The following is a 13,513-nucleotide window of genomic DNA, read 5'->3' on the forward strand; positions in this document are numbered from 1 at the left end:
GGGTGAAACATACGTTCGTAAAAATTTATTGGCGCCAGGTTCACTCAGAATATTTAAAGGTGTTTATTGTAATGGTTTCATATCCTCTCACCAAAATTAACTGACCTTCTGCTTATTTTATTGTCAATACAGTAGCCTGTGAATTTGAATGTTAGCTATCACTAAGGGACGCTGCTCATGTTTCGCCAGGAAGCGATCGATAATCAGAAAATGAAATGGCGTGGCAGGGCGCTCCTGCTACCCGGTATTCCCGTTTGGGGCACGACAGGGCTCTGCCTGTTTTTCTTCATCGCCTTTCTCACCTTCGCGATCGCCGGTACCTATACCCGGCGGGTCAACGTGACCGGTGAGATCAGCACTTATCCGCGCGCCGCCAACGTTTATTCCGCCGTCCAGGGGATAGTGGTCAAGCAATTCGTCACCGAAGGGCAGGTGATTGCCGCTGGTGCCCCCATTTACCAGATCGACGTCAGCAAGAGTACCCGTAGCGGTGTGATCAGCGACAATCAGCGCCGGGATATCGATGGCCAGCTGGCACGCATTGCGCAAATCATCAACCGACTGGAAAGCAGCAAGCAGGCCACTCTTATCATGCTGGAACAACAGAAGGCGCAATACACCGCCGCATTCACCCGTTCCACCGATATCCTCAAACGCGCCCAGGAAGGGATTCGCATCATGAAGGAAAACATGGAGAACTACCGGCACTATCAGACCAAGGGGCTGATAAATAAGGATCAGCTCACCAACCAGGTGGCGCTGTATTACCAGCAGCAGAACAACCTGCTGGGCCTGTCCGGCCAGAACGAACAGAATGCGCTGCAGATCACCGCGCTGGAAAGCCAGATCCATATCCAGGCTGCCGAATTCGACAACCAGATTTACCAGATGGAGCTGCAGCGCTACGAGCTGCAAAAGGAGCGGCAAAACATAGATGCCACTGGCGATATTATCGTTCGCGCGCTGGCCGGCGGCCGTATCGATTCGCTGAGCGTCACGGTTGGCCAAATGGTCAACGTCGGCGACAGTCTGCTGCAGATTATCCCGCAAAACATCGATCGCTATGCCCTGGTACTGTGGGTGCCCAACGACGCTATCCCCTACATCGTCGCCGGCGATAAGGTCAATGTGCGCTATGACGCTTTTCCGGCGGAGAAATTTGGCCAGTTTGCCGGTACGGTGGCCGTCATCTCCAAAGCCCCGGCCTCGCCGCAGGAAATGCTGACCTATCAGGGAGCGCCCAAAGCGGCGCTGACCGCCGCCGTGCCGTACTACAAAGTGATCGTCATGCCGGAGAAACAGACCGTTGCCTATGACGGTAAACGTCTGAGCCTGGAAAACGGCATGAAAGCGCAAAGCACCCTGTTTCTGGAAAAAAGGAAGATTTATCAATGGATGCTGTCGCCGTTCTACGACATGAAACACAGCGCGACGGGGCCAGTCAATGAGTAGGGCCACATTCAAACAACGGGTCAGCCAACTGGATCTGCGGTTGCGCCACCGGGTTTCGATGGTGCACCAGACCGAGTCGTCAGAATGCGGGCTGGCCTGTCTGGCGATGATCTGCGGTTATTACGGCAAAAATATCGACCTGATCGCGCTACGCCGGCAGTTCAACCTGTCAACCCGCGGTGCAACGCTGGTTGGACTGACCGGTATCGCCGAGCAATTGGGGTTGAGCACCCGTCCCCTGTCTCTGGATCTGGACGAACTCGGCGCGCTAAAACTGCCCTGCATTCTGCACTGGGAATTCAACCATTTTGTGGTGCTGGTCAGCGTCAAAGGCCACCGCGCAGTGCTGCATGATCCGGCGCGCGGGCGCCGGGCCGTCAGCCTGACGGAACTGTCGCACAGTTTCACCGGCGTAGCGCTTGAGGCCTGGCCTGGCAGCGAATTCACCGCCGACAGCGTCCGCCATCGCATTCATCTTCGCACGCTGATCGGCAGCGTGCATGGCCTCAAGGGGGCGCTCGGCAAAATCTTTTGCCTGTCTCTGGTATTCGAAACCATCAACCTGGTGATGCCCATCGGCACGCAGCTGGTGATGGATCACGCTATTCCTGCCGGAGATCGCGGGTTACTGTCGCTCATCTGCGCCGGATTGATGCTGTTTATCTTGTTGCGGGCTGCCATCGGCATGGTGCGGGCATGGTCAGGATTGGTCATGGCGACGCTTATCAACGTTCAGTGGCAGTCCGGGTTGTTCACCCATCTGCTGCGCCTGCCGCTCGGTTACTTTGAACGTCGTAAGCTGGGGGACATTCAGTCACGCTTCGGTTCACTGGATACGCTGCGCAGCACTTTCACCACCAGCATCGTCGGCGCCATCATGGACGGCATCATGGTGATCGGTGTGCTGGTGATGATGGCGCTGTATGGCGGCTGGCTGACCTGGGTAGTGCTCACTTTCACCGCGCTTTATGTGTTGATGCGACTGCTGACCTACGGCTATTACCGTCAGCTGTCTGAGGAGGCGCTGGTGAGAGAGGCTCGGGCCGGCTCGTATTTTATGGAAACGCTGTACGGTATCGCTACCGTCAAGATGCAGGGCATGGCAGAACGCCGCATCGCTCACTGGCTAAACCTTGAAATCGACACCATCAACACGGGGATCCGCGTCACCCGAATGGACATGCTGTTTGGCGGGATCAACACCTTTATAGCGGCGTGTGACCAGATCGTCATTCTGTGGTTGGGAACCAGCCTGGTGATCGATAACCAGATGACCCTCGGCATGTTCGTGGCGTTCGGCGCCTTTCGGGGGCAGTTCTCCGACCGCATCGGGTCGCTGACGGAATTTTTGCTTCAGCTGCGCATGATGAGCCTGCATAACGAGCGCATTGCCGATATTGCCCTGCATCCGCGGGAGGAGCGTAAACCCGATCACCCTTACACGGCGGGCCTGCAACCTTTGGGATTGACGACCCATGCCCTGAGCTATCGTTACGACAGCCAGTCACCGGCTATCTTTGATGGCCTGGACATCAGCGTTGCGCCGGGCGAAAGCGTGGCCATCGTGGGCCCGTCCGGCGCCGGAAAAACCACGCTGATGAAGGTGTTGTGCGGACTGTTTACCCCGGCTGCAGGGCGGGTTGAGGTGAACGGCGTCGATATCCGGCAGCTCGGCATCAACAACTACCACAAAATGATTGCCTGCGTGATGCAGGACGACAAACTGTTCTCCGGCTCAATCCGCGAAAATATTTGCGGGTTCGCGGACAAGATGGATGATGCCTGGATGGAAGCCTGTGCCCGTGCCAGCTATCTGCATGAGGTGATCATGCGCATGCCGATGGGGTATGAAACCCCGATCGGCGAGTTGGGGGAAGGGTTGTCCGGCGGGCAAAAACAACGGCTATTCATAGCCCGGGCAATCTACAAGAAACCGGCTATTTTGTTCCTGGATGAGGCCACCAGTGCGCTGGATAAGGAGAGCGAAGCTGCCGTGAATCAGGCAATTAAGAGACTCAATATCACTAAGCTGATCATTGCCCACCGTGAAACGACCATTGCGTCGGCAGATCGGGTTATACATCTTGGATAAGGGGGGATATCACCCGCGCCACAAGCCATTTACATTGCTTTTCTCCCTAAAAACCCAATAAGTGGCGATGGGGCAAGGCTATTTTTACTGCTCGCTTCCGCTTTCAATTTACGGCGCGGCGCATTGCGCGATATTCTGGTTTTCTGATGGGCTAACGGCGGATGAGGGAACCATGACAGACAGCCAGGCATTTGAACAACAAAGCCTCGATAATCTGCTGAGCTATTGGCGGCGCCACCGCCGCCTGCCGGGCGCGCGTTATCCGGCCGGCCCGACCGACACCCTGTGCGACGTGCCGGGCGTCAGCGTCGGGCATCACACGCTGGCCGACGGCGAATGTCAGACCGGCGTCACCGCCATCGTGCCGCCGGGCGATCTGTTCAACCAGCCGCTGCCGTGCGGCAGCGCGGTGCTCAACGGCTTCGCCAAGCCGCTGGGGCTGGTGCAGCTGAACGAACTGGGGGTGCTGCAAACGCCTATCCTGCTGAGCAACACCTTCGCGGTCGGCACGCTGTTCAACGCCATGGTGCGGCGCAGCTGCCGGCGCTACCCGCAGATCGGCCGCGGCAGCGCCACCATCAACCCGCTGGTGCTGGAGTGCAACGACGGCTACCTCAACGATATTCAGGCGATGGCGGTGCGTGAGGAGCACGTCTTCAACGCGCTGGATAACCATTCCACCCGCTTTGCGCGCGGCAGCGTCGGCGCCGGGCGCGGCATGAGCAGTTTCGGCTTGAAAGGGGGCATCGGCACCGCTTCGCGCTATTGCCCGGGGCTCGGCACCACGCTCGGCGTGCTGGTGCTGGCCAATTTCGGCACCCTCGACTCGCTGACGCTGAGCGGCGTGCGCGTTGGCCAGGCGTTGGGCAAGCTGTTGGCGGATCCGCCGCCGCAGGTGGACGCCGGTTCGGTCATCATCATCATCGCCTGCGATCGGGCGCTGGACAGCCGCCAGCTGAACCGCATCGCCCGCCGCGCGGGCGCGGGCCTGGGGCGGGTGGGCAGCCATTGGGGGCACGGCTCCGGCGACATCGCGCTGGCGTTCTCCACTCGGTTACTGGGGGCGACGCTGCCGGACGAACGGCTGGAGCCGCTGTTCGCGGCGGCGGCGGACGCCACCGAATACGCGGTGCTGGATGCGTTGCTCAGCGCCGAAGGCGTCAGCGGCTTCGAGCAGCATGCGCGCGTGGCGCTGGGCCCGCTGCTCGATCGGCTGGCGGCAAATTAAATACAGGAGCCTGATGTGAAAGTCTTTATCTCTGCGGATATCGAGGGGATCGCCGGCGTGATGCGGCCGGAGCAGTGCAACCCGGCCCACGCCGACTATGCGGCGGCGCGCGAGCTGATGGAGCAGGAGGTCAACGCCGCCATCGACGGCGCTTTTGCCGGCGGCGCCACCGAGGTGACGGTGGCCGACAGCCACGCGATGATGCAGAACCTGCGCGCCGAACGCATCGATGCGCGGGCGCGCCTGGTGCAGGGCAAACCGCGCGGGCTGTCGATGGTGGAAGGGCTGCAGCATCAACGTTACGACGGCCTGATGTTTATCGGTTATCACAGCGCCGCCGGCGAGCGCGGCGTGCTGGCGCATACCATCAACGGCCGGGCCTTTTACCGTGTCAGCCTGAACGGCGAGGCGGTAGGCGAAAGCGATCTGTATGCGGCGGCGGCGGCCGAGTTGAACGTGCCGCTGTGGCTGGTGAGCGGTGACGACGAGCTGCAACGCTGGATCGCTGAACGTTATCCGCAATCCGGCTATGTTTGCGTGAAGCGCGCCCTCTCGCAAACCGCCGCCGAATCACTCAGCCCACAGCGGGCGCGCGCCGAGATCCGCGAGCGCGCGATGCAACAGGTGCGCCAGGGCGCCAGACTGCCGGTGGAGCGCCGTTTTATGCCGCCTTACCGGCTGACGCTGATGGCGGCCAAACCGGTGCTGGCGGATCTGTTCAGCCTGGTGCCCGGCGTGGAGCGCCAGGATGCGCTCACCGTGGCCTTCGACAGCGACAACATGGCGGCGCAAATCCGCCTGCTCAGCGTCTTCTCCTATCTGGCGACGACGCAGAGCTGACCCCCGGTGCGGGTTTCCGTCCGCACCGCACGATTCTCCAATAGAAAATCCCTCTTCAACATTAAGCCTACTGGATAATAGGCTACGCTAATTATTGCTCTGTTGTGCTATGTCACCTGACCGGCGCGGCAAGCCATTCCCATAATTAGCGCTGTTTCGCCGAAGGCAGTGACGCCTTCGGTTTTTTTGGAGTCATGAGCAATGAGCATATCCCAAGTTCCGCTTTCGCGGCGGCGGTTTATCGTCGGCGCCGGGGCGTTGGTGATCGGCGCCTATCTGCCGTCCACCGGTGCGCTGGCGCGCTCGAACGCCCCGGCCGCCGCCGGCGCGACGGCGTTTGACGCCAACGCCTTCGTCCAGATCGGCGCCGACGGCATCGTCACCGTCATCAGTAAACACACCGAAGTGGGCCAGGGGGTCTATACCGGCATGGCGACGCTGGTCGCCGAAGAGCTCGACGCCGACTGGGCGCAGGTGCGGGTCGTGGCCGCGCCGGTGGATACCAATATCTACAAAAACCTGGCCTTCGGCTTCCAGGGCACCGGCGGTTCCAGCTCGGTGGCCAATGCCTATGAGCAAATGCGGCGCATGGGTGCCATGGCGCGCGCGCTGCTGGTGCAGGCCGCCGCGCAGAGCTGGAAAACCTCCGCGCAGGAAATCACCGTGCAGGCGGGCAAGATCCGCCATGCCGCCAGCGGGCGCGAAGCGGGTTTCGGCGAGTTCGCCGAGTTGGCCGCCACGCTGCCGCCGCCCGATCCCGCCAGCCTGGCGCTGAAGGATCCGACCAATTTCACGCTGATCGGCAAAACGCGCGGTTTGCACCGCGTCGATTCACTGGCGAAAACCAACGGCAGCGCGCAGTTCTCGCAGGATATCCACGAGCCGGACATGCTGACCGTCACCATCAAGAAACCGCCGCGCTTCGGCGGCAAGGTGGCGACGTTCGACGCCGAACGTGCGTTGGCGGTGCCGGGCGTGGTGGCGGTGAAACAGGTTGCCACCGGCGTGGCGGTTTACGCCAAAAATACCTGGGCGGCGATCCAGGGGCGGGATCGGCTTAGGGTCACCTGGGACGATGCGCAGGCGGAGCGACGCAACACCGAGGAAATCTACGCCGAATTCCGCCAGGTGGCGCAGAAAACCGGCGTAGTGGCGAAGAGTCTCGGTAAGCCGGACGAGGTGTTCGACAAGGCCGATAAGGTGATCGAGGCCGAATACACCTTCCCCTACGTCGCTCACGCGCCGATGGAGCCGCTGGACGGCTATCTGTTCTGGGACGGCGAAAGCGTCAAGGCGCGCTACGGCTGCCAAATCCAGACGCTCGACCACAAGCAGCTGTGCGATCTGTTCGAGCTGCAGCCGGAGAAGGTGCAGATTGAAACCATTCTGGCAGGCGGCAGCTTCGGCCGGCGTATCGATCTGGGCAACCCGACGCTGGGGCCGGATCTGGCGGCCGACATGGCGGCGGCCGCCAAGGGCATCGGCCCCGGCCACGGCGTGAAGGTGGTATGGACGCGCGAGGACGACATCCGCAACGGGTGGTATCGCCCGATGATCCTGCATCGCCTGCGCGGCGCCATTCGCGGCGGCAAGGTGGTGGGCTGGACCGATACCGTAGTCGGACACTCCTGGACGCGCCACAGCGCGATGGATGCGCTGGTGGTCAACGGCCTCGATCAGATGATGGTCGAGGGCGCCAGCGAGGTGCCTTATACCTTCGAAGCCTTCCGCTGCGATGCGCATATCGTGCCCGGCAAGGTGCCGACCACCTCGCTGCGGTCGGTCGCCAGCACCCACACTGGCCACGCGGTAGAGAGCTTTATCGATCAACTGCTGCAGGAAACCGGGCAGGATCCGGTGGAAGGGCGGCTGGCGCTGATGGGCGACGCGCCGCGCGCGGCGGGCGTGCTGCGGGCGGTGGCCAAAGCCGCTGATTGGCAGGGCGCCAAGGTGGTGGACGGACGCGCGCGCGGCGTGGGCGTCGCCAAGGCGTTCGATACCTATGTGGCGCAGGTGGCCGAGGTATCGATCGGCGAAGGCGGCATCCCGAAAGTGCACAAGGTGTGGTGCGCGGTGGACTGCGGCGTGGCGGTGAACCCCGACGTGATCCGTGCGCAGATCGAAGGCGGCATCGGCTACGGCCTGAACCTGGCGCTGTACGGCAATATCACGCTGAAAGACGGCGTGGTCGAACAGTCCAACTTCAATAATTTCCGCCCGCTGCGCATCAATGAGATGCCGGAGGTTGAGGTGATCATCGTACCCTCGACCGAGAAACCGACCGGCGTGGGCGAACTGGGGGTGCCGACCATCGCCCCGGCGGTCGGCAACGCGCTGGCGCTGCTCGGGCGGCCTCGCGCCTCGCTGAGCCTGCCGCTGCATAATCCCACTGCGAATCCGGCGTCTGACAAGGAGAGAACCTGATGATTCATTTAACCGTAAACGAGCAGCCGCTGACCTTTGAGGGCGATCCGCACATGCCGCTGCTGTGGTTTTTGCGTGACGAAGCCGGCCTGACCGGCACCAAGTTCGGCTGCGGCATCGCCATGTGCGGCGCTTGCACCGTGCATCTGGACGGCGTGCCGGTGCGTTCGTGCATGACGCCGGTCTCCGCCGCCGCCGGCAAGAAAATCACCACCATCGAAGCCGTCGGCGCCACGCCGGAAGGCAAGGCGGTGCAGGAAGCCTGGCTCAACCTGGACGTGGTGCAGTGCGGTTACTGCCAGTCCGGCCAGATCATGAGCGCCAGCGCGCTGCTGGCCCAGAGCAAAAACCCGAGCGATGCGGACATTGACGCGGCGATGGGCGGCAACGTCTGCCGCTGTGCCACCTATGTGCGCATTCGCGCCGCCATCCACCAGGCCGCCAAGGCGTTGGGTTAGGGAGAGATGCGATGAGCAACGCCTTGAAAGGGCTGTTATGGCTGATTATCGCCGTGGTGGTGTTGGCGGGAGGATACGTGCTGTACACGCTGCTGCGGCCTGCCGGCGCGGAGCCTGCGGCGCCGATCGCCGGGGCGCCGGCCGGCATGACCGATAAACTGGCGCGCGGCGAGTACCTGGCGCGCGCCGCCGACTGTGTGGCGTGCCATACCGCGCCGGGCGGCGCGCCTTATGCGGGCGGCTTCGCCTTTAAGCTGCCGTTCGGCACCATTTACGGCACCAACATCACCGCCGACAAGGAGACCGGCATCGGCAACTGGAGCGACGATCAGTTCGTGCGCGCGGTGCGTGAGGGCATCGGCCCGCAGGGCAACCTGTACCCGGCGATGCCGTACACCTCGTACACCGGGCTGAGCCGCGACGACGTGCTGGCGATCAAGGATTATCTGTTCAGCCTGCCGCCGGTGAAACAGGCCAATCCGCAAAACGATCTGTCGTTCCCGTTCAACCAGCGTTGGGGCATGAAATTCTGGAACCTGGCGTTCTTCCAGGAGCAGCGCTTCGCGCCGGATCTCAACAAGGATGAACAGTGGAATCGCGGCGCCTATCTGGCGACGGCGCTCGGCCACTGCGGCGAGTGCCATACGCCGCGCAATCTGGGGTTCGGTCTTAACCAGAGCAAGCACCTGAGCGGTGAAGTGGTGCAGGGCTGGTTCGCCGCCAACATCACGCCGGACAAACAAACCGGCATCGGCGGCTGGAGCGACCAGCAGCTGTCGCAATATCTGGCCACCGGTCATGCGCCGGGGCGCAGCAGCGCCGCCGGCCCGATGGCGGAAGCGGTGGAAAACAGCCTGCAGTTCCTGACGCCGGAAGATAATCTGGCGCTGGTGAAATACCTGCGCGATATCGAGCCGATCGCCGGCGACGGCGCCGCGGCGGTGAACCTGCAGCCGAAGGGTGCGGGGGCTTCCACGCCGATCCTGCCGGGCGGGCAAGACAGCTCGCTCGGGCGCCGGGTGTTCGCCAACGACTGCAGCGGCTGCCACCAGTGGAACGGGCCGGGCCGCCAGAGCGAGTACGCGTCGCTGGTCGGCAGCACGGCGGTGAACGATCCGCAGGGGCGCAGCGTGGTGCAGGCCATCCTGAAGGGGACAAGCATCAGCGTCGGCGAGCGGCATGAGATGATGCCGGCGTTCGGCAGCGCGTATTCCGACGAGGAAGTGGCGGCGGTCGCCAACTTCGTGGTCGGCCACTTCGGCGATAAGCAGGGCAACGTCACCGCCAAGCAGGTGGCGGAGCAGCGCAAGCAGTAGCGCATCGCGGCCGCCACGGCGGCGAGCAGGTTAAAGGCGGCGATATCGCGGATATCGCCGCTTTTTTTATAAAGCAAGGCAAATCAGCTTCTTCCTTCTGCATAGAACGATCGACGTCATACGTGAAGGCGCAATTTCATTCTATCTCTCCCTCTCGCTTTCTGTTTTTCTCAGCATGAACGTTGTGCGCATTTATGCACGTGCATAAAGAAAATAACCGAATGCAAAGAGGCGGGTATGACAGGGAATATGATTGATTTGGTTTCATACACTTTTGCAACTGCCTTCACGCCCGGCCCCAACAATATCGTTGCGTTGGCATCGGTCATGGCGCTCGGTCTTAGGCGCAGTGCCCCCTTTTTATTGGGAATAGGCGCCGGAATGGGCGTGACCATGTTGGTCACGGGGGCATTGACCTCCTGGATCTTGCTCACCTTTCCGGCGGCTGTCGTTTTTTTAAGAGGACTGGGATTTATTTATCTGGTCTGGCTTGCGTATAAAATTGCCACCAGCAGCCGTTTTGACGAGGAACAACGCGAAAACGGTTATGGTTTTCTTAGCGGTTTTGTTCTTCAGGTTATCAATGTAAAAATCATACTGTTCACCATAACGGCCATTTCCGCTTTTATCATTCCGGTCGGTAGCGGCCTGTTGTTCATTTTAGGGGCATGCCTGGTCACAGCATTGATAGCGTGTTTGGGCACGCTGACCTGGGCGGTCGCAGGGGCGTTTCTCAAAAAAGCTTATCTGAGGCACTTCAAAGCGGTGAATATAACCATGGCCGCCGTGCTGATCTATTTCGCCTGCAAAATGATTATTTAAGCTGTTCGGGGTCTGTAGGTGAGCCGCGGTTAATCGCCCTGGCTTAATTGATTGAAAAGATAATCAAAGACCACGCGCACGCGCGCCGGGCAGGCGTGCTGATGCGTATGATAGAGGTTGACCGGCCAGGGCGGCGGGGCGTCGCCCGGCAGAACGGCTACCAGCTCACCCGCAGCGAGGTGTTTTTCAACCAAATACCCGGCCAGTTGGCCAAAGCCTAAACCGGCGAGCACCGCTTTACGCTCTATATCGGGCGTGTCGGTGACGAAGGCGGCGGACTTCGGGTAGAGATAACGTTTTTGGCTAAATTCCCAGGGCCAGTAGCGCCCGGTCTTGCGGTTCACCAGCGCGACAATCGGCAGATGGGCGAGTTGGTCTACCTGCTCCGGCGGCGGCAGGCGATCGAGCAGCGTCGGCGAGGCAACCAGATGGAAAGGCATGGTTCTGGGCTGGCGAACGATACAGGTTTGGTCGTGCAGAAAGCCGATGCGAATGCCGATATCAATTCTTTCTTCGACCAGATCGCTGTGGATATTCGACAGGTGGAACTCGATCGTAATCGCAGGATACTGGCGCGCGAATTCCGCCAGTATCGGCATGACGACCTCGCTGCCATAGGTATGCGGCGCCGTAATGCGCACCACGCCGCCGAGATCTTCCGCCGCTTTCCCCTGCGGCTGAAACAGCCTGTTCAACTGATCCATCGCCGTTTTGGCCTGCTCAAGAAAACCGAGGCCGAAATCCGTGATCTTCACGCTGCGGGTATTACGGTGGAACAGCTGCTCACCGAGCACCGACTCGAGCTCTTTGATGGCTCGGGTCACTTTTTGCGGGGAAATGCCGAGCCTGGTCGCCGTGTGTTTAAAGTTCATCTCCTCGGCGGCGGCGCAGAAAATGCGCAAGGCTTCTTGTCTGTTTTGCATGTTGACCTCTTTGTTCCAAAAAATGGAATTCTCAAAGCATAACACTTCCATTTACCGGGCGGAAACGGCGGATAAAGTATTCGCACTGACCCTAACAAGAGGAACGAGAAATGAACCGTATTTCAGGCAAAGTGGTGGTGATTACCGGCGCCAGCAGCGGGCTGGGCGAGGCGACCGCATTACATCTGGCCGCGCAAGGGGCGACGGTGGTGGTGGCGGCGCGCAGGAAAGATCGTCTTGATGCGCTGGTTCGGCAAATCGTTGGCGACGGCGGCACCGCGTTGGCGCTGCAGGTGGATGTGACGAAGCGCCAGGAGGTCGAAGCGATGATCGCCCAGGCCGTCAGGCAGTTTGGCAAGATTGATGTCCTGGTCAACAACGCGGGGCTGATGGCAATCGCACCGCTGAGTGCCGTAAAGGTCGATGAATGGGAACGGATGATCGATATCAATGTGAAAGGCGTGCTGTACGGCATCGCGGCAACCTTGCCGCTGTTCGAAAAGCAGCAATTCGGTCATTACATCACCATTTCCTCCATTGCCGGCAAGAAGGTGTTCAGCCCCGGCGGCACGGTCTATAGCGGCACCAAATTCGCGGTCAGCGCGATCGCCGAAGGTTTGCGTCACGAAGTCGGCGGGAAGATCAGAACCACGACGATCGCCCCCGGCCTGATCGACACCGAACTGAAACAGGGCAGTTCGCACGCGGAAAGTTTGCAGGCCGTCGGCGAACTCTACCAGAGCCAGGCAATTTCTGCCGATGCCATCGCGCGCGCCATCGCCTATGCGATCGAGCAGCCTTCGGATGTGGACGTGAGTGAGATTGTCATCAGGCCGACCGTGCAGGAGTTTTAAATCGCCAGGGGGCATTCCCAGCAGGGCTTTTAGCCGTATCTTCTTATCGTTATGAGGTTTTCTATGCGTCGCAATCTGCTTATTGGCGCCTTTTTCGCCGCTTTTTCTGCCGCTGCAATGGCCGCGGCGCCTTTTTCTACAATAGACAATCCCGGGTTTTACCGGATCATGCTGGGCGATGTGGAAGTGACGGCCCTGTCTGACGGCATCAGCCCGATGCCCGCCGATAAAATCTTGATCAACACCCGGCCGCAGCAGCTTGAAAAGGCGATGGCGGCCAACAACCTGTCGCTACCGTTGCCGACCTCGGTGAACGCCTACCTGATCAATACCGGAAGCAAACTGGTTCTGGTTGATGCCGGCACCGGCGCGCTGCATGGCGAAGCGCTGGGCAAAATGATGAAAAACCTGAACGCTTCCGGCTATCAGGCGGAGCAGGTGGATGAGATTTATTTAACGCACCTGCATCCCGACCATGTGGGCGGGTTGATGGCGGACAAGCGTCTCGCCTTCCCGAACGCCACCGTCTGGGTGGAAAAAGACGAAGTCGCTTTTTGGCTGAGCGAAGAGAAAAAACGGCAGGCGGAAGAGAAAGATAAACGTTTCTTCGATGCCGCCATCGCCTCATTGCAGCCTTACGCCACGGCGGGGAAACTCAAAACGTTTGAAGGCAATCAGGTGCTCACCCCGGGCATTTCGGCTATCGATACGCGTGGGCACACGCCAGGGCACAGCGTGTTCGCCGTCGAAAGCAAAGGGCAAAAGATGGTGATTCTGGGGGATATGATCCACGTCGGCTCGGTGCAGTTTCCCGATCCGAATGTCGCCATCGCCTATGACATCGACGTCCCCGCCGCCGTTGCGCAGCGCAAGCGGCTGTTCGATGACCTCGCGCAGCAAAGGGCGCTGGTCGCAGGGGCGCATTTGTCTTTCCCGGGCCTTGGCTACATCAATAAACAAGGGAAAGGTTACGACTGGCAGCCGTTGAACTATGGCGCGATGAATCCACATTAATCGGCATGAGAGCAAGGCAAGAAGGCAGACGAATAATGTGAAGGGGCCAGGCGGCCCCTTTTTGCCGACGTTCAGAAAGCCGCTTCCGTG

The 13,513-nt window shown here is 60.5% G+C and carries 11 protein-coding genes; 10 read left to right on the forward strand and 1 reads right to left on the reverse strand.

Annotation, left to right across the window (positions count from 1 at the left end; translation table 11 throughout):
- The first annotated feature begins 177 nt into the window (after window positions 1-177).
- From ACSBQV_RS03065 to ACSBQV_RS03100, 8 genes are all read left to right on the forward strand, one after another.
- The gene (locus ACSBQV_RS03065) at window positions 178-1,452 is read left to right on the forward strand and encodes an HlyD family secretion protein (protein ID WP_099784677.1); all 1,275 of its coding nucleotides are present in this window, start codon (window positions 178-180) and stop codon (window positions 1,450-1,452) included.
- Entirely contained in the window at window positions 1,445-3,544 is a 2,100-nt protein-coding gene (locus tag ACSBQV_RS03070; protein WP_099784675.1) for a peptidase domain-containing ABC transporter, read from the forward strand. The genes ACSBQV_RS03065 and ACSBQV_RS03070 overlap by 8 nt, the downstream gene beginning before the upstream one ends.
- A gap of 172 nt (window positions 3,545-3,716) precedes the next feature.
- Window positions 3,717-4,772: a P1 family peptidase gene (locus ACSBQV_RS03075; RefSeq protein WP_099794529.1), complete on the forward strand. Its 1,056-nt coding sequence runs from the start codon at window positions 3,717-3,719 to the stop codon at window positions 4,770-4,772.
- A 15-nt stretch (window positions 4,773-4,787) separates the two neighbouring features.
- Window positions 4,788-5,612 carry a M55 family metallopeptidase gene (locus ACSBQV_RS03080; RefSeq protein WP_047575890.1) on the forward strand — a complete coding sequence of 275 codons (825 nt, stop codon included), beginning with the start codon at window positions 4,788-4,790 and terminating at the stop codon, window positions 5,610-5,612.
- A 201-nt stretch (window positions 5,613-5,813) separates the two neighbouring features.
- Window positions 5,814-8,036 carry a molybdopterin cofactor-binding domain-containing protein gene (locus ACSBQV_RS03085; RefSeq protein WP_434991409.1) on the forward strand — a complete coding sequence of 741 codons (2,223 nt, stop codon included), beginning with the start codon at window positions 5,814-5,816 and terminating at the stop codon, window positions 8,034-8,036.
- Window positions 8,036-8,494 (forward strand): (2Fe-2S)-binding protein, encoded by a 459-nt coding sequence (locus tag ACSBQV_RS03090; protein ID WP_033650458.1) that lies wholly within the window; start codon window positions 8,036-8,038, stop codon window positions 8,492-8,494. Before ACSBQV_RS03085 ends, ACSBQV_RS03090 begins: the two co-directional genes overlap by 1 nt.
- An 11-nt stretch (window positions 8,495-8,505) precedes the next feature.
- Window positions 8,506-9,810 (forward strand): c-type cytochrome, encoded by a 1,305-nt coding sequence (locus tag ACSBQV_RS03095; RefSeq protein WP_099782962.1) that lies wholly within the window; start codon window positions 8,506-8,508, stop codon window positions 9,808-9,810.
- Between the two features lie 237 nt (window positions 9,811-10,047).
- A complete protein-coding gene (locus ACSBQV_RS03100) occupies window positions 10,048-10,632 on the forward strand; it encodes a LysE family transporter (RefSeq protein WP_099782964.1) in 585 nt (194 codons plus the stop codon).
- 29 nt (window positions 10,633-10,661) lie between these two features.
- Here the strand turns inward: ACSBQV_RS03100 and ACSBQV_RS03105 are convergent, their stop codons facing one another.
- Window positions 10,662-11,555: a LysR family transcriptional regulator gene (locus ACSBQV_RS03105; protein WP_099783203.1), complete on the reverse strand. Its 894-nt coding sequence runs from the start codon at window positions 11,553-11,555 to the stop codon at window positions 10,662-10,664.
- Window positions 11,556-11,665: 110 nt separating this feature from the next.
- Between ACSBQV_RS03105 and ACSBQV_RS03110 the strand changes: the two genes are divergently transcribed.
- Together ACSBQV_RS03110 and ACSBQV_RS03115 are read left to right on the forward strand one after the other, a co-directional pair.
- The gene (locus ACSBQV_RS03110) at window positions 11,666-12,409 is read left to right on the forward strand and encodes an SDR family oxidoreductase (RefSeq protein WP_099782966.1); all 744 of its coding nucleotides are present in this window, start codon (window positions 11,666-11,668) and stop codon (window positions 12,407-12,409) included.
- Window positions 12,410-12,577: 168 nt separating this feature from the next.
- Window positions 12,578-13,423 carry an MBL fold metallo-hydrolase gene (locus ACSBQV_RS03115; RefSeq protein WP_232095588.1) on the forward strand — a complete coding sequence of 282 codons (846 nt, stop codon included), beginning with the start codon at window positions 12,578-12,580 and terminating at the stop codon, window positions 13,421-13,423.
- The last annotated feature ends 90 nt before the right edge of the window (window positions 13,424-13,513 follow it).

Source organism: Serratia sp. B501 (genome assembly GCF_051172315.1).
GTDB classification, from domain to species: domain Bacteria; phylum Pseudomonadota; class Gammaproteobacteria; order Enterobacterales; family Enterobacteriaceae; genus Serratia; species Serratia ureilytica.

Coding starts and splice junctions, on each gene's coding strand:
- ACSBQV_RS03065 (WP_099784677.1), top strand. CDS start 178: ATGTTTCGCCAGGAAGCGATCGATAATCAGAAAATGAAATGGCGTGGC.
- ACSBQV_RS03070 (WP_099784675.1), top strand. CDS start 1,445: ATGAGTAGGGCCACATTCAAACAACGGGTCAGCCAACTGGATCTGCGG.
- ACSBQV_RS03075 (WP_099794529.1), top strand. CDS start 3,717: ATGACAGACAGCCAGGCATTTGAACAACAAAGCCTCGATAATCTGCTG.
- ACSBQV_RS03085 (WP_434991409.1), top strand. CDS start 5,814: ATGAGCATATCCCAAGTTCCGCTTTCGCGGCGGCGGTTTATCGTCGGC.
- ACSBQV_RS03090 (WP_033650458.1), top strand. CDS start 8,036: ATGATTCATTTAACCGTAAACGAGCAGCCGCTGACCTTTGAGGGCGAT.
- ACSBQV_RS03095 (WP_099782962.1), top strand. CDS start 8,506: ATGAGCAACGCCTTGAAAGGGCTGTTATGGCTGATTATCGCCGTGGTG.
- ACSBQV_RS03100 (WP_099782964.1), top strand. CDS start 10,048: ATGACAGGGAATATGATTGATTTGGTTTCATACACTTTTGCAACTGCC.
- ACSBQV_RS03105 (WP_099783203.1), bottom strand. CDS start 11,555: ATGCAAAACAGACAAGAAGCCTTGCGCATTTTCTGCGCCGCCGCCGAG.
- ACSBQV_RS03110 (WP_099782966.1), top strand. CDS start 11,666: ATGAACCGTATTTCAGGCAAAGTGGTGGTGATTACCGGCGCCAGCAGC.
- ACSBQV_RS03115 (WP_232095588.1), top strand. CDS start 12,578: ATGCTGGGCGATGTGGAAGTGACGGCCCTGTCTGACGGCATCAGCCCG.